The following is a 24,977-nucleotide window of genomic DNA, read 5'->3' on the forward strand; positions in this document are numbered from 1 at the left end:
GGGGGCATCGGGGCACATCACCAGATTTTTAGCCCCGAATTCATTGCCCTCAGGATGGCAGGCTGGGACCCACGTTGCTGCCAATAAAGCGGGCTTGCCATGCCAGGAGACAAGCCCCTGCTGCTGCTGGTGGATGGCCATTCATTGGCCTTTCGCAGTTTCTATGCCTTTGCCAAGGGGGGCGAAGGGGGCCTGGCCACCAAGGCGGGCATTCCCACCAGCGTCACCTATGGCTTCCTTAAGGCCCTGCTGGAGAACTGCAGGGGCCTGACACCCCAGGGGGTGGTGATTGCCTTCGACACCGCCGAGCCAACCTTCCGCCACGGGGCCGACCCGGCCTACAAGGCCCACCGCGACACCGCCCCCGAACACTTTTTCGAAGACCTGGGCAACCTCCAACGCATCCTTGAGGAATCCCTGGACGTGCCCCTATGCATGGCACCGGGCTTCGAGGCCGACGATGTGCTCGGCACCCTGGCGAACCGGGCTGCCGATGGCGGTTGGCGGGTGCGCATCCTTTCCGGTGACCGGGACCTTTTCCAGTTGGTTGACGACGGCCGCGACATTGCCGTGCTCTACATGGGCGGCGGCCCCTATGCAAAAAACAGTGGCCCCACCGAAATCCGCAGGGAGGGTGTGATCGCCAAGCTGGGGGTCACACCAGAGGAGGTGGTGGACCTCAAGGCCCTCACCGGCGACAGCTCCGACAACATCCCAGGGGTCAAAGGGGTGGGTCCAAAAACCGCCATCACCCTCTTGGCAGCCCACGGGAACCTCGATGGGGTGTACGGGGCCCTCGAAACCCTGCAGGCTGCTGGCCCCAAGGCCACGGATCCCAAAGGCGCCCTCAAGGGTGCCCTGGTCGACAAGCTCGCCAACGACAAAGAGAACGCCTACCGCTCGCGGATGCTGGCGGAAATCCTGATCGATATTCCCCTGCCCACTGATCCGCGGTTGGGGCTCGGCGAGGTGAAGGCTGAAGCCCTGGCCAGCCGCCTGGAGGAGCTGGAGCTGTTCAGCCTGGTGCGGCTGGTACCCAGCTTTGCGGAGATCTTTTCAGCCAATCCGCCCGAACTGGCAAATAAGCCAGCAAAGCCGCCAGAAGCACCAGCATCAGCGGCCGCACCAGCACCAGCCGAACAAGAATCGCCAATGCCGGTGCTGGAGCCGCAAGTAATCAGCAGCCCAGGGCAGCTCGGGGCCCTGATGGAGCGCCTGATGGCCGCCACCGACCCCAGCCAACCGATCGCCCTGGACACCGAAACCACGGATCTAAACCCCTTCAAGGCCGAACTGGTGGGCCTGGGAATTTGCTGGGGCGAAGGGGCATCTGAGCTGGCCTACATCCCGATTGGCCACCATCCGCCCGCCGCCGCCGACCTACTTAGCCCGGCCCCGGAAGCGCCAGGGCAGCTACCCCTCGACCAGGTGCTCCAGGCCCTGGCCCCTTGGCTGGCCAGCAAAGCCCACCCCAAAACCCTCCAAAACGCCAAATACGACCGCCTAATCCTGATGCGCCATGGCTTGGCCCTGGCCGGGGTGGTGATGGACACCCTGCTGGCCGATTACCTGCGCGATGCCAATGCCAAACACGGCCTGGAGGCCCTGGCCGAGCGCAACTTTGGCTTCATACCCACCAGCTTCACTGAGCTGGTGCCCAAGGGGGCCAACTTCGCATCGGTGCCCATCGAGGCGGCGTCGCTCTACTGCGGCATGGATGGGCACCTCACCTTTCGGCTCACGGGCCTGTTGGCCTCCCAGCTGGAAGCCCAGGGCCCCCAGCTGACGAAGCTGCTGGAGCAGATCGAACTGCCCCTCGAACCGGTGCTGGCGGCGATGGAAGCCACGGGTATCCGGATCGACATTCCCTACCTGGGCGAACTGTCTGCGGAGCTATTGGGCGCCCTTACCCGCCTGGAGGCGGAGGCGAAAGCAGCGGCCGGGGTCGATTTCAACCTCGCCTCCCCCAAGCAGCTCGGGGAACTGCTGTTCGAAACCCTGGGCTTGGATCGCAAAAAATCGCGCAAAACCAAAACCGGCTTCAGCACCGATGCAGCGGTACTGGAAAAGCTTGAGGCCGACCATCCAGTGGTGGCCTTGGTGCTCGAGCACCGAACCCTCAGCAAGCTGAAAAGCACCTACGTGGATGCCCTTCCAGCCCTGGTGGAGCCCGAAACGGGGCGGGTGCACACGGATTTCAACCAGGCCGTTACGGCCACCGGCCGGCTCTCCAGCAGTAACCCCAACCTGCAGAACATTCCGATTCGCACCGAGTTTTCCCGGCGCATTCGCAAGGCCTTTTTGCCGGAGGCTGGCTGGCAGCTGATCAGCGCCGACTACTCCCAGATCGAGCTGCGCATCCTCACCCACCTATCCGGGGAGGAGGTGCTGGTGGAGGCCTACAAAGACGGCGACGACGTGCACGCCCTCACGGCCCGGCTGCTGCTCGACAAGGCAGCAGGCGAGCAGGTAAGTGCCGAGGAAAGGCGCCTTGGCAAGACGATTAACTTCGGGGTGATTTACGGCATGGGTGCCCAGCGCTTTGCCCGGGAAACCGGGGTCAGCCAAGCCCAGGCCAAGGAGTTCCTGGGGAAATACAAGCAGCGCTATCCCAAGGTTTTCGCCTATCTGGAGCTGCAGGAGCGCCTGGCCCTGAGCCGGGGCTACGTGGAAACGATCTTTGGCAGGCGCAGGCCATTTGGCTTTGATCCCACGGGCCTGGGCCGGCTGCTGGGCAAGGACCCCCTGGAGATCGACCTGGAGGTGGCCCGCCGCGGCGGCATGGAGGCCCAGCAACTGCGGGCTGCAGCCAATGCACCTATCCAGGGATCCAGCGCCGACATCATCAAGCTGGCCATGGTGCAACTGCACGACCAACTGATCGCTCTGGGCCTACCGGCCAGGCTGCTGCTGCAGGTGCACGATGAATTGGTGCTCGAGGTCGCCCCCGAGGCCCTCGAGACCGTGCTGAGCCTCACCCGTGAAACCATGGAGCGCGCCGTCGAGCTGTCTGTGCCCCTGGTGGTGGAGACCGGCGTGGGCCCGAACTGGATGGAAGCGAAATGAGCCTGCGGTTCACCAACACCCTCAGCCGCCGTCTGGAGGAATTCCGCCCGATCGAACCGGGCCGGGTCAGCATTTACTGCTGCGGGGTCACGGTCTACGACCTCTGCCACCTGGGCCATGCCCGCAGCTACATCGCCTGGGATGTGTTGCGCCGCCACCTGATTTGGAGTGGCTTCTCGGTGACCTTCGTGCAGAACTACACGGACATCGACGACAAGATCCTCAATCGGGCCGCCCAGGAGGGCAGCTCCATGGACGCGGTGAGTGAACGCAATATTGACGCCTTCTGTGCCGACATGGCCCAGCTCAACATCCTGCCTCCGGACCGGATGCCCAGGGCCACCCGCAGCCTGGATGCGATCAGGGCCCTAATTGGCGAGCTGGAGGCCAAGGGTGCGGCCTATTCGGCCGATGGCGACGTCTATTTCGCTGTTATGAAACACGCCGGCTACGGCAAACTTTCCGGCCGGGATCTGGCCGAACAACAGCACAACGCCGATGGTCGGGTGGCGGATGCCGAGGAGGCCCGCAAGCAGCATCCCTTCGATTTCGCCCTGTGGAAAGGAGCCAAACCGGGAGAGCCCAGCTTCCCCTCCCCCTGGGGGCCTGGCCGTCCGGGCTGGCACATCGAGTGCTCAGCCATGGTGCGCGAGGAGCTGGGCGACACGATCGACATCCACCTGGGTGGGGCGGATTTGATCTTTCCCCACCACGAAAACGAGATTGCCCAGTCCGAGGCCGCCAGCGGCAAGCAGCTCGCCCATTACTGGCTGCACAACGGCATGGTCAATGTGGGCGGCCAGAAGATGGGCAAATCCCTTGGCAACTTCACCACGATCCGCGCCCTGCTGGAAAGCGGGGTGAGTCCGATGAACCTGCGGCTATTTGTGCTGCAGGCCCACTACCGCAAACCCCTGGATTTCACCGCCGAGGCCCTAAGGGCCGCTGCCACCGGCTGGAAGGGGCTCAATGGGGCCCTGGCCATGGCAGTTGGGGGCCCCGCCCCGCAGCAGGCGTCGCTTTCTACCGAACTGGCCGATGCCCGCAACCGTTTCCAGGCCGCCCTCGACGACGACCTCAACAGCTCCGCCGCCCTGGCCGTGTTGTTTGAACTGGCCAAGCCCCTGCGCTCCATAGCCAATCGGATCGACCGGGGCGACCGGGACGCCGCCCTGCTGGTGGCGGCAGACTCCCAGCTCCAGCAGCAGGCAGCCCTGCTGGCTGAACTGGCGGATGTGCTGGGCCTAAAAGCAGAGCCATCAACGGCGAAGTCTGCGACCACGGCGGACTCTGAGTCGCCTGTGGCGGCAAACCAAGCCAGCACCACTGGCCCCAGTGAGGCCGAGATCCTTGCCTTGATCGAGCAGCGCCGTACCGCCAAGGCCGCCAAGGATTTTGCCGCCGCCGATCAAATTCGGGCCCAGCTGCAAGAAGCCGGCATCGAGCTGATCGACAAGCCCGGCGGCATCACCGACTGGCTCCGGGGCTGAGGCCTGCCTGGGACTGAGCCCTCCCGGGGCTGACCTGGCCAGATCAGTATCAACCTGGCTAGGCTTTAGCCATGCAGGTCAACATTCTTGAGGCCAAGAACCAGCTTTCCAAGCTGGTCAAGGCGGCCCAGGCTGGTCAAGAGGTGGTAATTGCCCAGCGTGGTGTGCCCGCTGTGCGACTGGTGGCGATCTCCCCTGCCGAACCGACGCCTGACCCGCTGGCTTGGCTGCAGGCCCACCCCCTGCCCGAGCAGCTCAGGTGTAGCCATGAAGCGATCGAAGCAAGCATTCAGACCGAGCGGCAGGGGTGGGACTGAATGGCCCTCGCTTACATCGACAGCTGCGTGGTCATTTACGCCCTGGAAGATGATCCCCGCTTTGGCAAAGCGGCCAAAGGGGCCCTAGCCGAACTGAGGCAGCAAGGCCTGCAACCGGTGATCTCTGCCCTGGTGCGGCTGGAGTGCCTGGTGCAACCCCTGGCGCTGGGCCACAGCGAAAGGCTGCATCGCTGCCACGGGTTTTTGCAGCTGTTCGAATCGGTGAGGATCCAGGACAGCACCTTTGAGCTGGCCACCGAGCTGCGGGCCCAGCATCGGCTGCGAACCCCGGATGCTTTGCACCTGGCCACCGCCCTGGGCCACAACTGTCAGGCCCTAGTCACCAATGACGGCCGCCTTAAGAAAGCCTCGGGCAGTCTCGAGATCAGAGCACTCGCCCCCAGCGACTGAGCAACTTGCGAGTGAGCCACCATCAACTGGAGCGGTCCTTCATCAACCGCTCGATCTTGCGGATGCGCAGCAGGGTTGTGGCCCAGACCTCCAGCTGAAAGGCCCGCTCCTGATCCCCTTCTGCCACCGCCTGGCGACATTCGGCCACAGTGGCCTCCAGGTCGTCGCCCCGCTCAAAGGCATCCCACAGCTGGCGCTCAAGCTTGGCCCGCTCAATGAAATTCCAGCGGCGTAAAAAAGCGGGCATCTCAGCCATGGCGAGCCTGGGCCCATAGGAGACCATCAGTGTGCACCCAGCTGGTTCACCAACTGGGCAGACAGCGCAGGCGCAGCCCTTGGCCTGTGGCTGGATGGCAAAAGCCCAGCCCCAGGACATGGAGCCTTAGCCCAGGCGCCGAATTGCCATCTCCGTAGAGGGGGTCGCCCAGCAGCGGATGGTCCATTCAGCCATCTGCACCCGCAACTGGTGGGAGCGGCCCGTTCGTGGGGCCGGTAACACCCGGGAGAGGGGCCTGCCGGTGCGATCCACATCCAGAGTCAGCAGTCGCCAGCGGTTGATGGCGATCTTGCCGCCCACCACCGATCCGTAGCGGGGCGGACGGGTGCCGGTGCGGGCCTTACGGATCTGGCGTTGGGCAAACAGGGCACTGAGCTGGCGGTGCATGGAGGCATTGGTGGCCATCAAGATCAAACCCGGCTGGCACAACAGGCCAGCTGGCTTATCAAAAGCCGCCAACCAGGGGTCTTGGTAGATCAAGCGACCAGCCAGATCATTCACCACAAAAGTTGGCCAGCGGCGCGAATGGGAAACTGAAACGCCGAAAGCTCTAGGGATCGCACCGTGAAAGCCATCAGCGTGCTGGGATCCACGGGCTCAATCGGCACCCAAACCCTGGAGATCGTGGACGACTTCCCCGATCGCTTCAAGGTGGTAGCCCTCACCGCAGGCAACAACCTGGATCTGCTTATCAGCCAGATCCAACGCCATGCCCCAGAGGTGGTGGCCCTGGCAGACGCCGAAAAGGTGGCCGAACTGCGGCAAAGGTTGGCCGCCCTGGCCCCTGAGCAAAAGCCCCGGCGCATGCCTGAGCTGCTGGGGGGCAGCGACGGACTCTGCGCTGCCGCAGCCTGGGCCACGGCCGACCTAGTGGTGACGGGCATCGTCGGTTGCGCGGGCCTGCTGCCCACCCTGGCCGCCATCCGGGCCGGCAAGGACCTGGCCCTCGCCAACAAGGAGACCCTGATCGCCGCAGGACCGGTGGTGTTGCCAGAACTGGCCAAGAGCGGTTCGCGCCTGCTGCCGGCCGATTCTGAACATTCCGCCATCTTTCAGTGCCTGCAGGGCACGCCCTATGCCGAAACGGCGCGCCTGAGCACCGGCCAGCCCACCCCGGGCCTGCGCCGGATCCAGCTCACCGCCTCCGGCGGTGCCTTCCGCGACTGGGATGCCGCCGACCTGGTCAAGGCCACCGTGGCCGATGCCACCAGCCATCCGAACTGGAGCATGGGCCGCAAAATCACGGTGGATTCGGCCTCCCTGATGAACAAGGGCCTGGAGGTGATCGAAGCCCACTACCTGTTTGGCCTCGATTACGACCACATCGAAATCGTGATTCACCCCCAATCGATCATCCACTCGATGGTCGAACTGGCCGATTCCTCGGTGCTCGGCCAACTGGGTTGGCCGGACATGAAGCTGCCAATTCTCTATTGCATGAGCTGGCCTGAAAGGCTGGAAACCCCCTGGCGCCGCCTCGATCTCACCGAAGTGGGCTCCCTAACTTTCCGGGCTCCCGATCCCGCCAAATACCCCTGCATGCAGCTGGCCTATGCCGCCGGGCGGGCAGGCGGCACCATGCCCGCGGTGATGAATGCCGCCAACGAGCAGGCCGTGGCCCTCTTCCTAGAAGAGCAGATCCACTTCCTCGACATTCCAAAATTGATCGAGCGGGTCTGTGATCGCCACCGGGGCGACCTCACTAGCGATCCCTCCCTCGACGACGTGCTGGCCATAGACAGCTGGTCCCGTCAGGCGGTGCGGGAGGCTGCAGCCCAGCTGGAAACCAAGGCAACTGCGGCGTTGCCGGCGTGATTGCCCATCACCTGCTGCTCTGCGCGACCCCAACCAAGGGGCTCTGCTGCCCCGATCCCGAGCTCGGAGTTGCCAGCTGGGAAACCCTCAAGCGTTTGGTGCGTGAGCTGGGGCTAGAGGATCCGGCCAGGCCTGGGGGCATCGTGCTGCGCACCAAGGCCGACTGCCTGCGCATCTGCAGCCAGGGTCCGGTGCTGTTGATCTGGCCGGAGGGAATCGTCTATGGCGGCGTGGGGCCCGATCAAATCGAGCGAATCGTCAGGGAACACGTGATCGGCCAACGGCCGATTGAGGAGTGGATCATCAAGCGGCTGCCCTTCCAAGGCGCCCCCCCGAGCTGCGTTGCAGGCACCAGCTCCTGACCAGGCCATCACTCCAGGAGGCCTTAAAGCCATCCGGGTTGCGGCCAGATCGCCCAGTGCGGCCTTTGCGCCCATGAAATCCGTTGTGGCCGCCTTGGGCTGAAATCAGCACCTCAAAATTGATTGGGCCAAATTGCTCGACGGCTTGCTCGACGGCTTGCCGCAATTGAAGGGCGCCTGCCACTGGCACCCAGGGGTCGTCGGCGGCATGGATCAAGATGGTCGGGGGCAAGTCCGGGGCCCGCTCTGGCAGCCAAGCCAGGGGGGAGGCCGCCTGGTAGTAGGCCTCGACCGATCGATGGCCCCAGCGCGGAGCGGTGATCGCCGCATCAAAACCCCGAATCGTGCGGGGTCCCCCGCCAGCCTCCAGTGATTGCCGCTCCTCGGCAGTAAGACCAAAGGGATCGGCCAGGGTTTGGGCCCTCAGGCGCTGGAGCAACCAAATCCGATACAAGCCATTGCGGGGCAGTTCGATTTGGCTTGCACAGGCAAGTAGGTCCAGGGGGCTGCTCACTAGGGCCAGGCCATCGAGGCCGTCGGGCTGGGCGGCGAGGGCGTTGAGCAGCATCGTGCCCCCCAGGGAAAGCCCTACCCCAAGCAAGGGAAGGCCACCCGCCCATTGGCGGCATTGGGCCAGCACCGGCAACAGATCGCTGTTGCAGCTGGCCGCGTAGGTGCCTTTGGCAAGGGGGCGGCTGGCACCGGCACCGCGCAAATTGAGCCGCCACACCCCAAAGCCCGCGGCTTGCAGGGCCAGCGCCTGGCGCCGAACCCCCTGGCGATTACTGCTACCGCCCAGGCCATGGAGCAGCAGCACCCAGCCCCTCGGCGGCCCTGGCGAGAGAGCCGCCCCCCATGGCCTGTCCTCAAAGGCAATTAGCTCTTCCCCCGGGCCAATCTCAATGCTGCGGGCGATGCCCCGATCCGCCGGCAAGCAGGCCGGCCAAACGCTATCCCTGAGGGTTTGGAGGTCGGGGCCAAGCCAGGGCCAGCGTTGCTGGAAAGGGCCCTCCATTGCCAATCCCGACTCCAATCCCGACGCCATCCCACTAACTACAGACCTGCCAACCAGCTGCCAGCAAAACCGCCCCTAGAGGGGAGCGGCCACCTTGCCGACGCCCATGCTGCGCAATTCGCTGAGCAGACCGTTGAGCACGGCCTTGGCATCTCCAAAGACCATGGCGGTTTGGGGCAGTTCAAAGAGGGCATTGGAAATGCCGGCATAGCCGGCGCCAAGGCTGCGTTTCACCACAAACACCTGCCTGGCCTGATCCACCTCCAGCACGGGCATCCCGTAGAGGGGGCTGGTGGGGTCATTTTTGGCATCTGGATTGACCACGTCATTGGCGCCCAAAACGATCACCACGTCGGTGCGGGGGAATTCCGGATTGATCGCATCCATCTCGATCAACTGTTCGTAGGGCACATCCGCCTCAGCCAGAAGCACATTCATGTGGCCAGGCATCCGGCCAGCCACAGGGTGGATCGCATAGGTGACTTCGACACCGTGGATCTCCAAAACCTTGGATAGCTCCCTCAGGGCGTGCTGGGCCTGGGCCACGGCCAAGCCATAGCCAGGCACGAACACCACCCGCTCGGCCTGCTCCAGGGCCATGGCGCATTCTTCAGCGCTACAGCTGGTAATCCGGGTGTAGCTGGATTCCCCTGAGCCGGCTCCACCAGCACCGGAGCCGCCAGCGGCACCCAGGGCACCGCCAAACAGCACCGAAACCAGCGAACGATTCATAGCAGTGCACATCACCTGGGTGAGGATCAGGCCCGCCGCCCCAACCATGGCTCCAGCAACGATCAGCAGCTGGCTGCCCACCACGAAGCCGGCGGCCGCAGCTGCCACCCCGGAATAGGAGTTGAGCAGGGAGATCACCACAGGCATGTCGGCACCACCGATCGGCAGGGTGACGCCAATGCCCAGCAGGGTGGAAGCGCCTAGCAGCAGCCATAGGGCCCAGCCATCGGGCTGCATCGGCAGGCCAATGGCACCGGCCAGGGCCAGGCCGCTCAAGGCGAGGTTCACCCCATGGCGCAGGGAGCTCTGGGTCCAGGCGGGGGTATCTAGCCAGCCCTGCAGCTTGGCCATCGCCACGATCGAACCGCTAAAGGTGATCGCCCCCACAAACACCGAGATCACGATGGAGATGCGGGCCACCAGGTTGGGCTCGCTGCTCTGGAACAGGGCCACGCCCATGGCAACCAAAAGAGATGCCATGCCGCCGCAGCCGTTGAAAAGGGCCACGGTTTCAGGCATGGCCGTCATTGGCACCCTCAGGGCCATCAACCAGCCCACCAGGCCGCCAAGGGCGGAGCCGCCGGCGATCCACAGCCAGGCCGTGGGGCCAGGTTGCAGCTGCACCAACAGGCCCAAGGTCGCCAAGCCCATGGCCAGGGCAGCCAAGCCGTTGGCGGTGCGGGCCGAACTCACCTTCGAAAGGCCCTTAATGCCCAGGGCCAGCAGCAGCACCGCCCCCAGGTCGATTACGTAGGGCAGCGACTCGGTCAAGACAGCAGGAATTGCCATAAAAGTGGGGTGCATTTCAGGCTCCGCGTTGGGATTTGGCCTTTTTGGATGGCCGCGAGAACATCGCCAGCATCCGGTCGGTTACGAGAAAGCCCCCAACCACGTTGAACAGGGCAAAGCCCAGGGATAGGGCACCCATGGCCAACAGCACCTGGTTGTTTTGGGCCTGGGCAATCAGGGTGATAGAAGCAAGCATCGTGATGCCGCTTATCGCATTGGCCCCCGACATCAGGGGGGTGTGCAGGGTAGGGGGCACCTTGCCAATCAGCTCAAGGCCCAACAGGCTCCCGAGCAACAGCACCCACAGGGCCTGGGTAAGGGAAGTCATGAAACCACCTCCTTAATGGTCGTAGAAACAATTTCTGGAAGGCGGCATGCGCCGCCATGGGTAAGCAGACATCCGGCCACGATTGGATCCTCCAGGTCAAGGGCAAAGGCCTCCGCGGCAGTGTCGGAAACGACGTGCTCCAGGAGGGCCGCCAGATTCCTGGCATAGAGCGCACTGGCGTGGTTGGCAACGCTGCTGGGCAGACCATCACCCCCCACCAGTTGCACTCCATTGCGATCAACCGTGGTGCCTGGTTGGGTGCAGGCGCAATTGCCCCCCTGGGCAACGGCCAAATCAACCACCACCGAACCTGGGCGCATGCCGTCGAGCATCGACTCATCGATCAATAGCGGTGCCCGACGCCCCGGCACCTGGGCCGTACAAATGACCATATCGGCCTGGGCCAGTTGCTCGGCAAGTTGCTGGCGCTGGGCAGCCAAAAAGGCCTCACTGGCAGCCTTGGCATAGCCACCGGACTCGGCGGGGGCCTCCTGCTGCTCCGGTGGTGCCAGGAAGCGACCCCCCAGGGATTCCACCTGCTCCTTGGCTGCCGCCCGCACATCGCTCACATAGACCACTGCCCCCAGGCGACGGGCCGTGGCCAGGGCCTGGAGCCCGGCGACGCCAGCACCCAGGATCAGGGCCCGGGCCGGCTGGATCGTGCCAGCAGCGGTCATCAACATCGGCATGTAGCGATCCAGGGCCGCCGCCGCCAGCAGCACCGCCTTGTAGCCGGCGATATTTGCTTGGGACGAGAGCACGTCCATGCTCTGGGCCCTGCTGATGCGGGGCAACAACTCCAGGGCGAAGGCTGAAACCCCACGGCTATTGAGGGTTTGCACCATCGGTTCGGCGCCATAGGGGGAAAGTAGGCCCGCCAGCAGGGCACCAGCCTTGAGCCGCCCGAGGGATTCAGCTGGCGGGGTGTTCACACAGAGCACCACATCGGTGGAGGCCCAGGCCCGCTCCGGCTCGCCGATCAATGCGGCCCCAGCGGCGGCGTAATCGGCGTCTGCGTAGCCAGCCCCAACCCCGGCTCCCTGCTCAACATGCAAGGTAAAGCCCTTGGTCGAAAGCCTTTTCACCGTTTCCGGTGTGGCCGCCACCCGTTTCTCGCCGTGGCGCTCTTCCCTGGGGATGAATACATCTGGCAAACCTGATCCCCCTGGAGCCGTAGCTCCTAATCTCAGTTCAATGTGCAACAGGAGCCCAGGCAGTGGCGGCAAATGTGCGCAGTTGCCCACCCATTGCCATCAGAGCAGCGGCGTCACACCACCGGCAGCAGCTCCTGCTCAATCGCTTCCGCCTGGGGGACACAACCCTGACGGCGCAACAACCTGGCCCGCAAAATCATCGGGTCTATGTCGCACTCAAGCCAGAGACAGGCCACCAGATGGAGCCTGCGCTGGGCCAGGGGGAGCACCCATGGCTCCGACTGGGGAGACGACTGGGCCATGGAACGGTCAAGCCAGAGAATATGAACAAAAGCTAGAGAAGCGGCAGCAAATGCCCATAGGCCAGAACACCTAATCGGCCCGCTCTGCACCCACAATGCGGCGATGCACAGACCCCGATCCAGGCAAGGAGATGGCCCCACCATCCTTTGACCTGGCTCCCAGGCCAGCCCATGACCAAACTCCCAGGCCAGCCAACCTGGAGCCGAGGGATTGGCAGCGCCAGCTGATCCAACTGCTGAGGGCCCGCCTATTGCGGGGCGCGGAGGCTGACGTGCTGATCCATGCGGGACCAGGGGCAGGCAAAACCCTCGGAGCCCTGCTTGGTTTCCAGAAGCTCCACCGGGAGCAAAGGCTTGAACGCTTTTTGGTCTTTTCCCACCGCAGCTCGATCGCCCGCCAATGGCGACAAGCCGCCGAGCGCCTGGGGCTGCGGCTGCTGGAGTGGGATCCAGACCAGGGCCTGGCGGCGATCCCCCAGAACGAGACCTGGCATGGCCTGCAATTGAGCTATCAGGCCGCTGGGCGCCATTGCCAGCGGTTGCTGGAGGAATTGCCCCACGCCGGGTTTGGGCGCTGGATGGCCATCGCCGATGAGGTGCACCACCTTGGGTTGGATCCGGATGAACCGGAGGCGGCCGCCTGGGGTCATGCCTTTAGCCGCCTGACCGGCACGGCCCAACTGCGCCTGGGCCTAACTGGCACCCCATTTCGAGCCGACAACCTGGCCTTTTGCGCCGCAAAGCGGGTGAAGGTCCGCGATGGGGACCAAATCGTCGAGCGGATTGCCCCCGACCTCAGCGTGGAACCCCGTCAGCTGATCAATGCGGGGGATGTGCGCCCCCTGGAATTTCGCTTTCAAGATGGCTGGGTTGAGCATGGGCGGCGCCACGAGCCCGGCGATCGGGAGACCTCCCCCCTCTCGGCGGAGGAGAGGGAAAGCTGGCGCTCCCGCAATTTGCGTAGGGCCATCCAGCTGGGCGACGACAGCAGCATCGCCCTGCGGCTGCTGCTCAATGCCCGCAGCCGGCTGGAGCTGGTGCGCCAGGAGCACCCAGGGGCGGGCGGCCTGGCCATTGCCCGGGACATCGCCCACGCCCGGCAACTGGCGGCCCTGCTTGAAGAGCAGGGGGATCGGGTGCATCTGGTGCACTCCCAGGACCCGGAAGCCGCCATGCGCTTGGCCTCCTTTCAGGCCGGTGAAGCCGATTGGCTGGTGAGCATCGACATGTGCGCCGAAGGCTTTGATGCCCCCAGGTTGCGGGTGGTGGCTTATCTCACCACCGTGGTGACCCGCAGCCGTTTTGTGCAGGCGATCACCCGGGCAGTGCGCATGGACGGCCAGCGCTCGGCCCTGGAGACGATTCCTCGCCATCCCTCCTACGTCTATGCCCCCGCCGATCCCCTGTTGATCAGCTACGCGCGCACCTGGTCGCTAAGCGAGCCCTACCTCCTGCGGCCAAAGCTGGGCCTGGATCCAGCCCCGGATCCTGGTGGCGGGCTGGGGGCCGCCGGGCTGCCCCTAGAAGCAATCGGTGAACAGCTCGGAGGGGTGCTGCGCATCGGCGGTCCCCAACTGCCCCAGATTCGCCGCAAAAGCGCCTAATTAACCCTCAATAAGAGCCGGTTAAGAGCAAATCTAAAACCAATAATTGCGACATTGTTTCAATCGATACCTTCGCCAGGGCCAGCGACCGGCAACATGGCGCCATCCAAGGGGGAAGGGGGAGGAATGGAAGCTTCAATCGAACGAAGATTAAGCGTTGCAGTCAGTTGGGCACTGGCTCGAGTCGCCACCCATGATTCCCTTGAGCGCTATGAAGAAAGCTATGCCCTCAGCGAAGAATTTCGCGAATGGCTGCTCTGCCTCGACGACCATCCTGAATTGCTTGAAACAACGGTTCTGATGGTGCCAAACAATTTAGAGCAGTGGCTCAGTACTTCCAGCGCTCAATACGGAATGCGCCAGCGAGAAGAAGACGGAATCCTGGAAATTTGAGCCAAATCTAAAGAGAATCGAAAGGAAATTCCCTCCTTTTCCGTTCATGGCGGCGACCTTCTTGCGGGGGGGCGGGGCGGGGGACGGGGGCAAACGCGACTATCGGCGCGACCCGATAGGCTTAAGTCATAGTCAATCCGCTTAAGCCATGGGTACGGGCAGTCCGGAAGTTCAAAACCTGGTGATCGTGGGTTCCGGGCCCGCCGGCTACACCGCGGCGATTTATGCGGCCCGGGCCAACCTCAATCCCATTCTGATCACTGGCTTTCAAGACGGAGGCATCCCCGGCGGTCAGCTAATGACCACCACGGATGTAGAGAATTATCCAGGCTTCCCCGACGGGATCATGGGCCCTGAGCTGATGGACCGCATGCGCGCCCAAGCCGTGCGCTGGGGCACCCAACTGGTGGAGGCCGACGCCGACGCGATCGATCTTTCCAGTCGCCCCTTTCGCATCGAGGCCGAGGGTCAAACCATCTCCGCCCAGGCCGTGATCATGGCCACAGGAGCCAAGGCCAACCGCCTTGGCTTGCCCAGCGAGGAACGTTTTTGGAGCAGGGGGATCAGTGCCTGTGCAATCTGTGATGGGGCCACACCCCAATTTCGCGGGGAAGAGCTGGCGGTTGTGGGCGGCGGAGATTCGGCCTGCGAAGAGGCCGTCTACCTCACCAAATACGGCAGCAGGGTTCACCTAATCGTGCGGGGAGAGCGCCTCAGGGCCAGTGGTGCCATGGCCGATCGGGTGCTGGCCAACCCCAACATCACCGTGCACTGGAACCGCCAGGTGCTGGATGTGGACGGCGACCAGTGGCTTGCAAGCCTCAGCCTGGTCGAGCCCAGCCACCCAGGATCAGGAAGCAGCCCAGCAGCAGCCAACAACCCAGAAGTTCTGCAGGTGCGCGGGCTCTTCTATGCCATTGGCCACACCCCCAACACCCGGCTAGTGGCGGGCCAGCTGGAGCTGGATTCCCACGGCTACCTGGTGACCAAGCCAGGTCGACCGGAAACCAACCTGGAGGGGGTTTATGCCGCCGGCGACGTGGCGGATGCGGAATGGCGCCAAGGCATTACGGCAGCGGGCAGTGGCTGCCAGGCGGCCCTGGCGGCAGAGCGCTGGCTGACCCACCACGACCTGGCTGTCACGGTGAGCCACAACCCTGTGGATCCAGCCCCCGCGGGCGAAAAGGTCGCCACAGCCGAGAGTGATGCAGAAAACTTTGACCCGGCACACCTTTGGCAGAAAGGCAGCTATGCCCTGCGCAAGCTGTACCACGACAGCCCCAAGCCCCTACTGGTGATGTACACCTCGCCAAGTTGCGGCCCCTGCCACGTGCTCAAACCCCAGCTAAAGCGGGTTCTTGAGGAGCTCTCTGGGGCAGCCCAAGGAGTGGAAATAGACATCGATGCCGACCAAGAAATTGCTCAGCAGGCCGGCATAACTGGAACGCCCACCGTTCAGTTGTTTTTCCAAAAAGAGCTGAAGGAAACCTTCCGGGGCGTCAAGCAGCGCAGTGTCTTTAAGGAGGCCATCTCAGCGCTTCTCTAAAAAGGGCAGGTCTGCTGCCCCAGGCAAGGCCAAGCTTTAGCGACGACGGGGGCCGCCAGGGCGATTGCCCCCTGGGCGAGGACCGGCGGCCGCATTGCGTTCCCGATAGGTGATCCGCCCGCGGGTCAGGTCGTAGGGGCTGATCTCAACCAACACCTTGTCTCCGGCCAGCAACTTGATACGGAATTTGGTGAGCTTGCCCGCCGCACGGCAGAGGCACTGGTGACCGGCCGGCTGCTCCAAGGTGACTAGGTAAAACCCGTTTCCCTGCTCCTTTTCAATCACGCCGGAGGTCTCAATCATGCAGCTGGTTACTCGCGCAAAAAACAGAACGCTGATCTCATCCTAATTGGCGCCCGCCGCGAGACCGATGGCCGCCGCGAGACCAGTGCCAGCCTGGAGGCGATAGGGTCTGGGCGCAAAGGTGCTCACGCATCCTTACCCAAAACAGCCATGGTCCTGCCCCCAATTTCAATGGATCTCGGCCTGCTGTTGATTTCGATCGGGGTGGTGAACCTCTGGAAAATGCGCCCGTCCTGACCACCCTCATTTTCCATAAGCCCTACGGGGTCCTGAGCCAATTCACCCCAGAGGCCGGAAGTGCCTGGAGATGCCTGGAGGATTTTATTGATATGCCTGGGGTTTACGCCGCCGGGCGGCTGGATGCCGACAGTGAGGGTCTGCTGCTGCTGACAAGCAACGGGAGGCTCCAGCAAAGACTCACCGATCCCGCCTTTGGCCACTGGCGGCGCTACTGGGCCCAGGTGGAAGGCAATGCCGCCGAGCATCCCGAAGCATTGGAGAGCCTGCGCCAGGGCGTGACCATTCAAGGCCAGCGCACCCTGGCCGCCAAGGCCATGCTGCTGCCAGATCCAGGCCTGCCTGAACGCAATCCGCCGATCCGCGAGCGGCAGGCCATTCCCACCAGCTGGCTACAGTTGGAATTGCGGGAGGGCCGCAACCGCCAGGTGCGGCGGATGACGGCCGCCGTGGGACTGCCCACCTTAAGGCTGCTTCGGGTGGCCATTGACCTGATGGACGGTGAAGCACCCCTAGATCTGGAGGGTCTTAAGCCCGGGCAATGGCGGCGAGTAAGCCCCGCAGAAGAACAACGCCTAGATCAACTCCTGGTGCCTTCTAAAGACCTAAAACGGGGTTCGCAGGTCCGCACTTCACCCGGTCGAATTCAGCAGGGTCGCCCCTCGCCGGGGCGCGGCGGCAGGGCTGGCGGCGGGAAATCCGGCCGGGGAGGCGGAGGTGGATAGGGCGGTTTAGCCGACCACATCCTTGAGCTCACGAACGGTCTGGAGCTGACCGTAGTAGTAGTTGGCCCTTGAGCGTCGATCGGGATCTTCCAGGCTGTCGAGGGCATCAAAGCCGATGGTTTGCCAGAGCTCATGGCCGCAGGCCCGGTTCAACTCATCGACCGCTTCGCTTTCCAAATTGGCCAAACGGCGCTGCAGGTTTTTGATCTGGGCAACGGACATCGCCTGAAAACTTCAATTGGGCAATAGTACAGACGAACTGCCCGGCACGCCAGTGGCCCGAACCGGCAACCTGGGCCGAACCTCAGAAGGGAAGCTTCTTTTTAGCGTCCTTGTCGAGGTCTGCTTCCATATCTCGCAGCCGCTTGAGGATGGTGTCGTAGTACTCCTTGAGGTAGGCCTCAAGGCCTGTGGTTTCAGCCGGGTCGAGGCCAAAGGCGGCATAGCTGGCCTCCATCGGTGCATCCAGGCCTTGGCCGCCACCGGTCACGGCATCAAAACTGAGCCTTTCGGCCACGTTCAAGCTGGCCTCAAAAAAGCTGGTAACGCCGCGCATCAGCCTCAGGAGCGCCGGCGGCACCCGGAATACCTTGGCGTCCTTGCCCGTGAAACGCTCGCAAAGCTGGGTGATTTCGCCGGTGATCCAGGCCTTGGGGCCCACCACCGGATAGGTCTGGCGGGCTGTTTCCGGATGGGCCAAAGCCGCCACGGCAAAGCGGGCCATATCCTGGGTATTCATGTAGGCAATTGGCGTTGGGGAGCCGCTAACCCAAACGGTTTGACCCTCCAGCACCGGAATGGCGAATTGACTGATCAAGCCCTGCATGAAAGCAACCCCCTGCAGGATCGTGAAGTCGAGGTCGGAGGCGTTAAGCCATTCCTCCGTGCAGGCCTTGATATCCATCAGGGGCACATCGCGGTGTTTGGCTGCCCCCAACAGAGACACAAACACAAGCCGCTTGATGCCGGAGCGCTGGCAGGCGGCAAAAAGGTTTTGCTTGCCGGTCCAATCGATTTCGTAGGCACTGCCTGGATCGGTTGCCCGGGCAGTGGCGGCGTCGATCAGGGCTTCTTGACCCTCTAGGGCGTAGTCGAGGCTGTCGGGCTCCAGCAGGTCTCCGCGGGTGAGTTCACAGCCCCACTCCTGCAAAAAAGCCGCCTTGCGGGGAGAGCGGACGATGCAGCGCACCTGGTGGCCAGCATCAAGGGCCTGGCGCGCTATCTGGCGACCCAGGGTTCCCGTTGCGCCAACCACCAAAACCCGCATACTCAGCCATCAAGCGGGCCCGAGCCTAGGGGCACGCGGGATTAGTCGTTGTCTGCGAATTTGAGCAGCAGGGCGCCACCCACCAGGCCCACGGGGATCAGCACCCAAAAAGCTGCTGCGATGCCGAAGATTTCAGAGGCCATAGACCGGCATGGGATTGGCTCTCCTGTTTAGCAGTTGCCGGGGCCCTGCGGTGACATTGGCTGGCGGTTTGCAAAATCACGGGCCAGGGGGCATCGCTGCGTAGCTGTCCAGCCATCACCCCACTGACGCCGGCCCGATAGCCCTGCTCTTGCAGGGCCAAAACAAGTGCTGCCAGTGGTGGAGGCCCCGTTTGGAGCCGTCGGGCCACCTCGGCGCTGGGCCAGCAGCGGGCCGGCAGACCCGGATCCGCCGCCAGACAGCCCAGTAACCGCAGCGACGCTGGCGAGAACTGCCCATCGGACTCGCGATCTGGCTTGTGCAAAGCAGTTATGTGCAAAGCAGTTTTATGCAAAGCAGCCAAAAATTCTGGTTTCTGCAGGGGGCCAATCCAAAGGGGGCCGCTAATGCTCAAGGGCACCGGAACCGGGCAACTGCAGGGCTGCCACTGGCGCAACTTGATCAGGCTCTGCACCTGCTGATCGCCGCATCCATGGCAATAGGCCATCAGCCCCAACTGCTCCTCCTCAGCCCTGGCTGGCTGGCGCTGCAACCGCAGCGCAGTGCGAAAGGTGCGCCCCTCGCTAAAGGCCAGCAATGGTTCGACGCCCCGGCCCATGGCCCAGGCAGCCCGAGCCACCACCCCGATCTGGAGCCTCAGGGCCAGCTCCCAACTGGCGGGATGGGCCCGGGCGGCGGCACCCAGCAAACGAATCGCCGCCGGGCGGTCGTGGCCCGTGGGGGAGCGTCCGTCGGTGCTGGCCAAATAAATCGCTCCGCCAAATTGCACCGCCTCTAGGGCCAGGGGCAACAGGGCCGTTGGACAGCCAAAGGCATCCAAATCCACCAACTCGAAGCGTTCCTGGCGCTGGAGGCAATCGGCCAAGAGCTGCTGGGCCGTGCGGGCCGTAGTCCGCAGCCGCAAAGTTGATTTGCCAGCCGCCAGGGGGGCCAAGTTGGCCTGCAGCAGGGGCAGGCGATCGGGGTCGGCATCGTTGGCCCAAACCTCGCCGGCTCCTCCCTCAACGCCATAGCGCAGGGCCCTGATGCCGCAGCCCGCCATCAGATCGAGCACCCTTACTGGGCCCTGGGCCGCGAGGGTGCGGGCCAGCAAGACGCCTAAATCCCTGGAAGGCCTTGATTGCGGTCGGAAAAAGCCTGCGCCAAGCTGCAGGCTGACCAAACCCTCGCAATAGTGATCCACAGCTTTGGTCAGCAGTTGCCTGGGCGCGGGGGGATTGCAGGTCCCCAGCCTGACGCCCCATCGACCGGCGACATCGATTGGGGACTCCACCACCAATGGCAGTGGCGCGGCGTGACTTGCCATTGGCGGGTGCTAGGTGATCCGCTCCACCCACCCCTGCTGCTGCTGCATGGCTTTGCTGCTGGTAGCGGCCACTGGCGCCGCAATGCGGCCCCCTTGGCGGCGGCGGGTTGGCGGGTCTATGGCCTTGATCTGGTGGGCTTTGGGGCCTCCTGCCAACCGCGCCTGTGGCTCGACAACAGGCTCTGGGCAAGACAGGTGCAGGCCTTCCTCGAGCAGGTAGTGCGCTCCCCGGCGGTGTTGGTGGGCAATTCCCTGGGGGGCTTGGTGGCCCTCAGCGCAGCCGTGTTCCACCCGACCTGGGTGCGGGCGGTGGCGGCAGCTCCCCTGGCGGACCCGAGCCTGCTGATGGCAGTTCCCCTGCGCTCACCAAGGCGCAAACCCTGGCGGCGGCGGCTTAAGCGTTGGCTGGTGATCAGCCTCTGCAGGCTGCTCCCCCTGGAGCTGCTCGTACCGCTACTGGCCCATTCCCCCCTGCTGGATCTGGGAATTCAGTCGGCCTATCTGACGGCGGTGATGGGGGATCGGGATCTGCACAGGCTGATTGCCAAGCCGGCCCGCAGGCCTGGGGCGGTCAGGGCCCTTAGGTCGATGAGCATCGCCATGGCCCTGAGGCCCCACGGCGCCCTGGCGCCAACCCTGCTGCGGCGATTGGAGCGCCCCCTACTCCTGATTTGGGGCCGGGCCGACCAACTGGTGCCGATCGAGGTGGCCAGCCAGGTGGAGGCCCTGCGGCCACAGCTGCCCCTAGTAGTGCTGGAGCACTGCGGCCATTGCCCCCACGACGAGGTGCCCCAGGCCTTCAACCAGGCCCTACTTCAATGGCTTGAACAACTACCCCATTGCCAGGGGGAGCTCCCTGCATAATTTGAAGACAGCCACAGCCCAGGCCGGGCAACAGATGAAGCACACCCTTTCGGTGCTGGTCGAAGACGAGTCCGGTGCCCTGAGTCGAATCTCAGGACTGTTCGCCCGTAGGGGCTTCAATATCGAAAGCTTGGCCGTGGGACCGGCGGAGCGCAAGGGGATCTCCCGCCTAACGATGGTGGTGGATGGCGACGCCCACACCGTTGAGCAGATGACAAAGCAGCTCGACAAGCTGATCAACGTGCTCGGGGTGATCGACCTTTCGACAATCCCAGCCGTGGAGCGGGAATTGATGCTGTTGAAGGTGGCCGCACCGGCCGCTAACCGCAGCGCCATATTGGATTTGGCCCAGGTTTTCAGGGCCAACGTGGTGGATGTGGCCGACGACGCCCTAACCCTGGAGGTGGTTGGCGATCCCGGCAAATTGGTGGCCCTAGAACAGGTGATGAAGGCCTACGGCATCCTCGAAATCGCCCGCACGGGCCGTATTTCCCTGGAGCGCGCCTCAGGGGTCAACACCGCATACCTGAAGACAACCAGCTCCGAAAAGCGGGTGCCGGCCTAGCCGATCGGCGATTACCTAGGGCTTGCCCTGGACCAGGGTGCCCCCGGAAATGACAGTGGCCTTGGTGATTTTGTCGCCCTGCTGGATCTTGTCGACCACATCCATACCCTTACTTACCCGGCCAAAAACCGCATAGCGACCATCCAGCTCAGGCAAGGCCTGCAGAGCCACATAAAACTGGGAACTGGCTGAATTGGGATCGGCTGAGCGGGCCATGGCCACTGCGCCACGCTGGTGGGCCAGCACCAATTGGCGGGTGATGCCGGGGGTCGTGACGGGTACGCCATAGCGGGGCTCGGGCTCCCCCTGGCGCCGAATCTCCAGGGGGATCAGGCGGGATTCCCCAGAGCTGGGATCCACATAGCTACCTGTGCCGTATTGGTTGACGGGCACCTTCGGATCCGCACTGGCGGGGTCACCGCCCTGCACCACAAAGGGCACCGGCTCGCGCACCACCCGGTGGAAGACCGTGCCGTCGTAGACCCCGCGCTTGACCAGGTCGACAAAATTGCCTGCGGTCAGGGGGGCTGCATCCCCATCGAGCTGGATCTCCACCTCCCCCTTAGCCGTTTGGATCTTCACAGTGGCCAGCCCCTTCAGGCAAGGAGCACCGGTGGCACTACAGCCCAACAATTGGGTTGATTGATCGGCGGCGCAGGCGCCGAGGGCAAAGGGGCTAAGACAAAGTAGGCCGCCCAAAAACAGGCCATAAAACCAGCGGCCCATCAGACGCCCTCCAGGGGAACACCCAGGAAACGGGCCAGCTGGGCTCCCGAGAGCTCCAGGTCGGCGAGGGGCATTGGTTCGCCAACCTGGGTCAGGGGCATGTCCCGGCGACCCTGCACCCGCAAAGCAATGCGCCGCCTTGGGCTCAGCCCATCACGCACATCCACCTTCACGGCCTGGATGTCGCGCAGCGGAATTTGCACATCAATTTTTTGACGAAAACCCTGCCTACTAATGGTGGCGCTGCCGGAAGCGCGGTCGAAACGGTTTGAGCCAGCGCCCACATCTATGGCTATGACAACCCAGAGGTAGGTGGAAAGCAGAATTGCGGCCAGGCCGTAAAGACCCATCACCAAACCCTGGGGCACTAGGGCCAATTCAGCGGGGTGGCCAATCGGCAGCAGATCCACCCCAAAAAAGCTTGAGGCACTGGTCAGGGCAAAGCCCACGCCACCGGTCGTAACAACCGAAGCCACCAAGACATTGGAGAGCCGCCTGGAGCCCAAAACCGATTGCTCCAACAGGTCTGCCGCCTGGGTGGGCGCGGCTGGAGTGGCCATGGGAAATAGGGCTACAACACCTAGCCATCCTGGCGTGGGGCCCGACCAGGGGGGCGGAAATCAGAAGAAATACCTAAAAATCAATCCAGGGCTGGGGTTTCAGCCCGTGTCAACTGGGCCCGCAGAACCCGCCGCCGTTGTTACCATCTCGCGGTATCCATCAGTCCCGCGGGTTTTCCGCACAGTTTCACCACCATGACGATCGCTGTAGGGCGCCAGCCAGCAGCACGGGGATGGTTCGACATCCTTGATGACTGGCTTAAGCGCGACCGCTTCGTATTTGTGGGCTGGTCTGGCCTGCTTCTTTTCCCAACTGCCTACTTGGCATTGGGTGGATGGCTAACCGGCACCACCTTTGTTACCTCCTGGTACACCCACGGCATTGCCTCCAGCTACCTGGAGGGTTGCAACTTCCTCACCGCTGCGGTGAGCACCCCGGCTGATGCCATGGGTCACAGCCTTCTGCTCCTATGGGGTCCTGAGGCCCAAGGCGACTTCGTGCGCTGGTGCCAACTGGGTGGCCTCTGGCCCTTCGTGGCCCTGCACGGTGCCTTCTCCCTGATCGGCTTCATGCTGCGTCAGTTTGAGATTGCCCGCCTAGTCGGCATTCGCCCCTACAACGCCATCGCCTTCTCAGGCCCGATTGCGGTGTTCGTCAGTGTTTTCCTGATGTACCCCCTGGGTCAAAGCAGCTGGTTCTTTGCCCCATCCTTTGGTGTGGCAGCAATCTTCCGCTTCCTGCTCTTCCTGCAGGGCTTCCACAACTGGACGCTGAACCCCTTCCACATGATGGGAGTGGCCGGCATCCTCGGCGGTGCCCTGCTGTGCGCCATCCACGGTGCAACGGTGGAGAACACCCTGTTTGAGGACAGCGACCAGGCCAACACCTTCAAGGCGTTTGAGCCGACCCAGGAAGAGGAGACCTATTCGATGGTCACCGCCAACCGCTTCTGGAGCCAGATCTTTGGTATCGCCTTCTCCAACAAGCGCTGGCTGCACTTCTTCATGCTGTTTGTGCCTGTGATGGGTCTTTGGACCAGCAGCATCGGCATCATTGGCCTGGCCCTCAACCTGCGCGCCTACGACTTCGTGTCGCAGGAAATCCGCGCCGCTGAGGACCCTGAGTTCGAAACCTTCTACACCAAGAACATCTTGCTGAATGAAGGTCTGCGTGCCTGGATGGCACCGGCTGACCAGCCGCATGAAAACTTCGTCTTCCCTGAAGAGGTTCTGCCCCGTGGAAACGCCCTTTAATTCCTCCATGGTGGTCGGGGGCAAAGACCTCGACTCCACCGGTTATGCCTGGTGGGCGGGCAATGCCCGCCTGATCAACCTCTCCGGCCGTTTGCTGGGAGCCCACGTGGCCCACGCCGGCCTGATGGTCTTCTGGGCCGGCGCCATGATGCTGTTCGAGGTGAGTCACTTCACCTTCGACAAGCCCATGTACGAGCAGGGTCTGATCCTGTTCCCCCACGTGGCCACCCTGGGCTACGGCGTGGGACCTGGCGGTGAGGTCACCGACCTCTATCCCTTCTTCGTGGTGGGTGTGCTCCACCTGATCAGCTCAGCTGTGCTGGGAATCGGTGGTCTGTACCACGCCCTGCGCGGTCCGGAAATCCTGGAGAACTACTCCTCGTTCTTCGCCCAGGATTGGCGCGACAAGAACCAGATGACCAACATCATTGGCTACCACCTGATCCTGCTGGGTGTGGGTGCGCTGCTACTGGTGTTCAAGGCGATGTTCTTTGGCGGCGTCTACGACACCTGGGCCCCAGGTGGTGGCGACGTTCGGATCATCACCAACCCGACCCTTAGCCCCGGCGTGATCTTCGGCTATCTGACCCGAGCCCCATTTGGTGGCGAAGGCTGGATCATCGGGGTCAACTCGATGGAAGACATCATCGGCGGCCACATCTGGATCGGCCTGATCTGCATCTTTGGTGGCATTTGGCACGCGATCACCAAGCCTTTCGGTTGGGTGCGTCGTGCCTTCATCTGGAACGGTGAGGCCTACCTGAGCTACAGCCTCGGCGCCCTGAGCTTCATGAGCTTCATCGCCTCGTCCTACATCTGGTTCAACAACACCGCCTATCCCTCGGAGTTCTACGGCCCCACCAACGCCGAGTCCTCCCAGGCCCAGAGCTTCACCTTCCTGGTGCGTGACCAACGCCTGGGCGCCAACATCGGTTCGGCCATGGGCCCCACCGGTCTTGGTAAATACCTGATGCGCTCCCCCACCGGCGAGATCATCTTTGGTGGTGAAACCATGCGTTTCTGGGATTTCCGTGGTCCCTGGCTGGAGCCGCTGCGCGGCCCCAATGGCCTGAGCCTCGACAAGCTCCAGAACGACATTCAGCCCTGGCAAGTGCGCCGCGCGGCTGAATACATGACCCACGCCCCCAACGCCTCCCTCAACTCCGTGGGCGGCATCATCACCGAGCCCAACTCGGTGAACTTCGTGAACATCCGCCAATGGCTGGCGTCCACGCAGTTTGTGCTCGCCTTCTTCTTCCTGGTGGGTCACCTCTGGCATGCAGGCCGCGCCCGCGCTGCTGCTGCCGGTTTTGAGAAGGGTATCGACCGTCAGGCCGAGCCCACCCTGGCCATGCCAGATCTCGACTGATCAAGCTCAGCTGATCCGGTTAAACAGATCAGTCAGCC

At 63.4% G+C, this 24,977-nt stretch carries 28 protein-coding genes; 14 read left to right on the forward strand and 14 right to left on the reverse strand.

All coding sequences use genetic code 11. From position 1 onward, the window contains the following. The first annotated feature begins 99 nt into the window (after positions 1-99). From polA to KBY49_RS05665, 4 genes are all read left to right on the forward strand, one after another. Complete coding sequence (gene polA / locus KBY49_RS05650; protein WP_254933752.1) at positions 100-3,066, forward strand: DNA polymerase I; 2,967 nt, start codon at positions 100-102, stop codon at positions 3,064-3,066. Further along, positions 3,063-4,556: a cysteine--tRNA ligase gene (gene cysS / locus KBY49_RS05655; protein WP_254933753.1), complete on the forward strand. Its 1,494-nt coding sequence runs from the start codon at positions 3,063-3,065 to the stop codon at positions 4,554-4,556. The genes polA and cysS overlap by 4 nt, the downstream gene beginning before the upstream one ends. A 71-nt stretch (positions 4,557-4,627) precedes the next feature. After that, positions 4,628-4,873 (forward strand): type II toxin-antitoxin system Phd/YefM family antitoxin, encoded by a 246-nt coding sequence (locus KBY49_RS05660; RefSeq protein WP_254933754.1) that lies wholly within the window; start codon positions 4,628-4,630, stop codon positions 4,871-4,873. Further along, a complete protein-coding gene (locus KBY49_RS05665; RefSeq protein ID WP_254933755.1) occupies positions 4,874-5,284 on the forward strand; it encodes a PIN domain-containing protein in 411 nt (136 codons plus the stop codon). It begins immediately after the preceding gene. Between the two features lie 22 nt (positions 5,285-5,306). On the opposite strand, the gene KBY49_RS05670 is transcribed toward KBY49_RS05665, so the two are convergent. Together KBY49_RS05670 and KBY49_RS05675 are read right to left on the reverse strand one after the other, a co-directional pair. Further along, complete coding sequence (locus KBY49_RS05670; protein WP_254933756.1) at positions 5,307-5,540, reverse strand: hypothetical protein; 234 nt, start codon at positions 5,538-5,540, stop codon at positions 5,307-5,309. A 126-nt stretch (positions 5,541-5,666) separates the two neighbouring features. Further along, on the reverse strand, positions 5,667-6,062 hold the full coding sequence (locus KBY49_RS05675) for a hypothetical protein (RefSeq protein WP_254933757.1): 396 nt from the start codon (positions 6,060-6,062) through the stop codon (positions 5,667-5,669). A gap of 63 nt (positions 6,063-6,125) precedes the next feature. Here KBY49_RS05675 and KBY49_RS05680 point away from each other — a divergent pair, with 63 nt between their 5' ends. Then, on the forward strand, positions 6,126-7,376 hold the full coding sequence (locus tag KBY49_RS05680; protein ID WP_254933758.1) for a 1-deoxy-D-xylulose-5-phosphate reductoisomerase: 1,251 nt from the start codon (positions 6,126-6,128) through the stop codon (positions 7,374-7,376). Then, on the forward strand, positions 7,373-7,738 hold the full coding sequence (locus tag KBY49_RS05685; protein WP_254933759.1) for a ferredoxin: 366 nt from the start codon (positions 7,373-7,375) through the stop codon (positions 7,736-7,738). Before KBY49_RS05680 ends, KBY49_RS05685 begins: the two co-directional genes overlap by 4 nt. Here the strand turns inward: KBY49_RS05685 and KBY49_RS05690 are convergent. The 5 genes from KBY49_RS05690 to KBY49_RS05710 all read right to left on the reverse strand — a co-directional run bounded on the left by KBY49_RS05690 (position 7,680) and on the right by KBY49_RS05710 (position 12,058). Next, complete coding sequence (locus KBY49_RS05690) at positions 7,680-8,783, reverse strand: alpha/beta fold hydrolase (protein ID WP_254933760.1); 1,104 nt, start codon at positions 8,781-8,783, stop codon at positions 7,680-7,682. The two genes, KBY49_RS05685 and KBY49_RS05690, sit on opposite strands and share 59 nt — an antisense overlap. 45 nt (positions 8,784-8,828) lie before the next feature. Further along, positions 8,829-10,289, reverse strand: a complete 1,461-nt coding sequence (locus tag KBY49_RS05695) for an NAD(P)(+) transhydrogenase (Re/Si-specific) subunit beta (RefSeq protein WP_254933761.1) — start codon at positions 10,287-10,289, stop codon at positions 8,829-8,831. A 1-nt stretch (position 10,290) separates the two neighbouring features. Continuing rightward, a complete protein-coding gene (locus KBY49_RS05700) occupies positions 10,291-10,602 on the reverse strand; it encodes an NAD(P) transhydrogenase subunit alpha (RefSeq protein ID WP_254933762.1) in 312 nt (103 codons plus the stop codon). Continuing rightward, positions 10,599-11,756: an NAD(P) transhydrogenase subunit alpha gene (locus KBY49_RS05705; protein ID WP_254933763.1), complete on the reverse strand. Its 1,158-nt coding sequence runs from the start codon at positions 11,754-11,756 to the stop codon at positions 10,599-10,601. Before KBY49_RS05705 ends, KBY49_RS05700 begins: the two co-directional genes overlap by 4 nt. A gap of 113 nt (positions 11,757-11,869) precedes the next feature. Beyond that, entirely contained in the window at positions 11,870-12,058 is a 189-nt protein-coding gene (locus KBY49_RS05710; RefSeq protein ID WP_254933764.1) for a hypothetical protein, read from the reverse strand. A gap of 131 nt (positions 12,059-12,189) precedes the next feature. Between KBY49_RS05710 and KBY49_RS05715 the strand changes: the two genes are divergently transcribed. The 3 genes from KBY49_RS05715 (at position 12,190) to trxB (ending at position 15,601) form a co-directional block, all read left to right on the forward strand. Further along, a complete protein-coding gene (locus KBY49_RS05715) occupies positions 12,190-13,662 on the forward strand; it encodes a DEAD/DEAH box helicase (protein ID WP_254933765.1) in 1,473 nt (490 codons plus the stop codon). A gap of 126 nt (positions 13,663-13,788) precedes the next feature. Further along, positions 13,789-14,055, forward strand: a complete 267-nt coding sequence (locus tag KBY49_RS05720) for a hypothetical protein (RefSeq protein ID WP_254933766.1) — start codon at positions 13,789-13,791, stop codon at positions 14,053-14,055. Between the two features lie 148 nt (positions 14,056-14,203). Beyond that, a complete protein-coding gene (gene trxB, locus KBY49_RS05725; RefSeq protein ID WP_254933767.1) occupies positions 14,204-15,601 on the forward strand; it encodes a thioredoxin-disulfide reductase in 1,398 nt (465 codons plus the stop codon). A gap of 36 nt (positions 15,602-15,637) precedes the next feature. On the opposite strand, the gene infA is transcribed toward trxB, so the two are convergent. Then, the gene (gene infA, locus KBY49_RS05730) at positions 15,638-15,904 is read right to left on the reverse strand and encodes a translation initiation factor IF-1 (RefSeq protein WP_094560946.1); all 267 of its coding nucleotides are present in this window, start codon (positions 15,902-15,904) and stop codon (positions 15,638-15,640) included. A 215-nt stretch (positions 15,905-16,119) separates the two neighbouring features. On the opposite strand from infA, the gene KBY49_RS05735 reads away from it, so the two are divergent. After that, positions 16,120-16,866: a pseudouridine synthase gene (locus KBY49_RS05735; RefSeq protein ID WP_254934038.1), complete on the forward strand. Its 747-nt coding sequence runs from the start codon at positions 16,120-16,122 to the stop codon at positions 16,864-16,866. 6 nt (positions 16,867-16,872) lie between these two features. Here the strand turns inward: KBY49_RS05735 and KBY49_RS05740 are convergent, their stop codons facing one another. The 4 genes from KBY49_RS05740 to KBY49_RS05755 all read right to left on the reverse strand — a co-directional run bounded on the left by KBY49_RS05740 (position 16,873) and on the right by KBY49_RS05755 (position 19,388). Next, entirely contained in the window at positions 16,873-17,088 is a 216-nt protein-coding gene (locus KBY49_RS05740; RefSeq protein WP_254933768.1) for a hypothetical protein, read from the reverse strand. Positions 17,089-17,170: 82 nt separating this feature from the next. Beyond that, positions 17,171-18,133, reverse strand: a complete 963-nt coding sequence (locus tag KBY49_RS05745) for an NAD(P)H-binding protein (protein WP_254933769.1) — start codon at positions 18,131-18,133, stop codon at positions 17,171-17,173. A gap of 41 nt (positions 18,134-18,174) precedes the next feature. Then, positions 18,175-18,276, reverse strand: a complete 102-nt coding sequence (petM, locus tag KBY49_RS05750) for a cytochrome b6-f complex subunit PetM (RefSeq protein WP_254933770.1) — start codon at positions 18,274-18,276, stop codon at positions 18,175-18,177. Further along, positions 18,231-19,388, reverse strand: a complete 1,158-nt coding sequence (locus KBY49_RS05755; RefSeq protein ID WP_396099448.1) for a N2,N2-dimethylguanosine tRNA methyltransferase — start codon at positions 19,386-19,388, stop codon at positions 18,231-18,233. Before KBY49_RS05755 ends, petM begins: the two co-directional genes overlap by 46 nt. An 84-nt stretch (positions 19,389-19,472) precedes the next feature. On the opposite strand from KBY49_RS05755, the gene KBY49_RS05760 reads away from it, so the two are divergent. Then, positions 19,473-20,465, forward strand: coding sequence for an alpha/beta fold hydrolase (locus KBY49_RS05760; protein ID WP_396099558.1), 993 nt, complete (start codon positions 19,473-19,475; stop codon positions 20,463-20,465). Positions 20,466-20,499: 34 nt separating this feature from the next. Continuing rightward, positions 20,500-21,030 carry an acetolactate synthase small subunit gene (gene ilvN, locus KBY49_RS05765; RefSeq protein ID WP_254933771.1) on the forward strand — a complete coding sequence of 177 codons (531 nt, stop codon included), beginning with the start codon at positions 20,500-20,502 and terminating at the stop codon, positions 21,028-21,030. Positions 21,031-21,045: 15 nt separating this feature from the next. Here the strand turns inward: ilvN and KBY49_RS05770 are convergent, their stop codons facing one another. Both KBY49_RS05770 and KBY49_RS05775 read right to left on the reverse strand, forming a co-directional pair. Next, a complete protein-coding gene (locus KBY49_RS05770) occupies positions 21,046-21,756 on the reverse strand; it encodes a peptidylprolyl isomerase (RefSeq protein ID WP_254933772.1) in 711 nt (236 codons plus the stop codon). Further along, entirely contained in the window at positions 21,756-22,316 is a 561-nt protein-coding gene (locus KBY49_RS05775; protein WP_254933773.1) for a photosystem I assembly protein Ycf4, read from the reverse strand. Before KBY49_RS05775 ends, KBY49_RS05770 begins: the two co-directional genes overlap by 1 nt. 195 nt (positions 22,317-22,511) lie before the next feature. On the opposite strand from KBY49_RS05775, the gene psbD reads away from it, so the two are divergent. Together psbD and psbC are read left to right on the forward strand one after the other, a co-directional pair. After that, the gene (gene psbD / locus KBY49_RS05780) at positions 22,512-23,570 is read left to right on the forward strand and encodes a photosystem II D2 protein (photosystem q(a) protein) (RefSeq protein WP_254933774.1); all 1,059 of its coding nucleotides are present in this window, start codon (positions 22,512-22,514) and stop codon (positions 23,568-23,570) included. A 7-nt stretch (positions 23,571-23,577) separates the two neighbouring features. Then, a complete protein-coding gene (gene psbC, locus KBY49_RS05785; protein WP_254934041.1) occupies positions 23,578-24,939 on the forward strand; it encodes a photosystem II reaction center protein CP43 in 1,362 nt (453 codons plus the stop codon). Positions 24,940-24,977: the final 38 nt, after the last annotated feature.

The organism is Cyanobium sp. WAJ14-Wanaka, assembly GCF_024345375.1.
GTDB lineage: Bacteria > Cyanobacteriota > Cyanobacteriia > PCC-6307 > Cyanobiaceae > Cyanobium_A.

Coding starts and splice junctions, on each gene's coding strand:
- polA (WP_254933752.1), top strand. CDS start 100: ATGCCAGGAGACAAGCCCCTGCTGCTGCTGGTGGATGGCCATTCATTG.
- cysS (WP_254933753.1), top strand. CDS start 3,063: ATGAGCCTGCGGTTCACCAACACCCTCAGCCGCCGTCTGGAGGAATTC.
- KBY49_RS05660 (WP_254933754.1), top strand. CDS start 4,628: ATGCAGGTCAACATTCTTGAGGCCAAGAACCAGCTTTCCAAGCTGGTC.
- KBY49_RS05665 (WP_254933755.1), top strand. CDS start 4,874: ATGGCCCTCGCTTACATCGACAGCTGCGTGGTCATTTACGCCCTGGAA.
- KBY49_RS05670 (WP_254933756.1), bottom strand. CDS start 5,540: ATGGCTGAGATGCCCGCTTTTTTACGCCGCTGGAATTTCATTGAGCGG.
- KBY49_RS05690 (WP_254933760.1), bottom strand. CDS start 8,783: ATGGCGTCGGGATTGGAGTCGGGATTGGCAATGGAGGGCCCTTTCCAG.
- KBY49_RS05695 (WP_254933761.1), bottom strand. CDS start 10,289: ATGCACCCCACTTTTATGGCAATTCCTGCTGTCTTGACCGAGTCGCTG.
- KBY49_RS05700 (WP_254933762.1), bottom strand. CDS start 10,602: ATGACTTCCCTTACCCAGGCCCTGTGGGTGCTGTTGCTCGGGAGCCTG.
- KBY49_RS05710 (WP_254933764.1), bottom strand. CDS start 12,058: ATGGCCCAGTCGTCTCCCCAGTCGGAGCCATGGGTGCTCCCCCTGGCC.
- KBY49_RS05715 (WP_254933765.1), top strand. CDS start 12,190: ATGGCCCCACCATCCTTTGACCTGGCTCCCAGGCCAGCCCATGACCAA.
- KBY49_RS05720 (WP_254933766.1), top strand. CDS start 13,789: ATGGAAGCTTCAATCGAACGAAGATTAAGCGTTGCAGTCAGTTGGGCA.
- trxB (WP_254933767.1), top strand. CDS start 14,204: ATGGGTACGGGCAGTCCGGAAGTTCAAAACCTGGTGATCGTGGGTTCC.
- infA (WP_094560946.1), bottom strand. CDS start 15,904: ATGATTGAGACCTCCGGCGTGATTGAAAAGGAGCAGGGAAACGGGTTT.
- KBY49_RS05740 (WP_254933768.1), bottom strand. CDS start 17,088: ATGTCCGTTGCCCAGATCAAAAACCTGCAGCGCCGTTTGGCCAATTTG.
- KBY49_RS05745 (WP_254933769.1), bottom strand. CDS start 18,133: ATGCGGGTTTTGGTGGTTGGCGCAACGGGAACCCTGGGTCGCCAGATA.
- petM (WP_254933770.1), bottom strand. CDS start 18,276: ATGGCCTCTGAAATCTTCGGCATCGCAGCAGCTTTTTGGGTGCTGATC.
- ilvN (WP_254933771.1), top strand. CDS start 20,500: ATGAAGCACACCCTTTCGGTGCTGGTCGAAGACGAGTCCGGTGCCCTG.
- KBY49_RS05770 (WP_254933772.1), bottom strand. CDS start 21,756: ATGGGCCGCTGGTTTTATGGCCTGTTTTTGGGCGGCCTACTTTGTCTT.
- KBY49_RS05775 (WP_254933773.1), bottom strand. CDS start 22,316: ATGGCCACTCCAGCCGCGCCCACCCAGGCGGCAGACCTGTTGGAGCAA.
- psbD (WP_254933774.1), top strand. CDS start 22,512: ATGACGATCGCTGTAGGGCGCCAGCCAGCAGCACGGGGATGGTTCGAC.
- psbC (WP_254934041.1), top strand. CDS start 23,578: ATGGTGGTCGGGGGCAAAGACCTCGACTCCACCGGTTATGCCTGGTGG.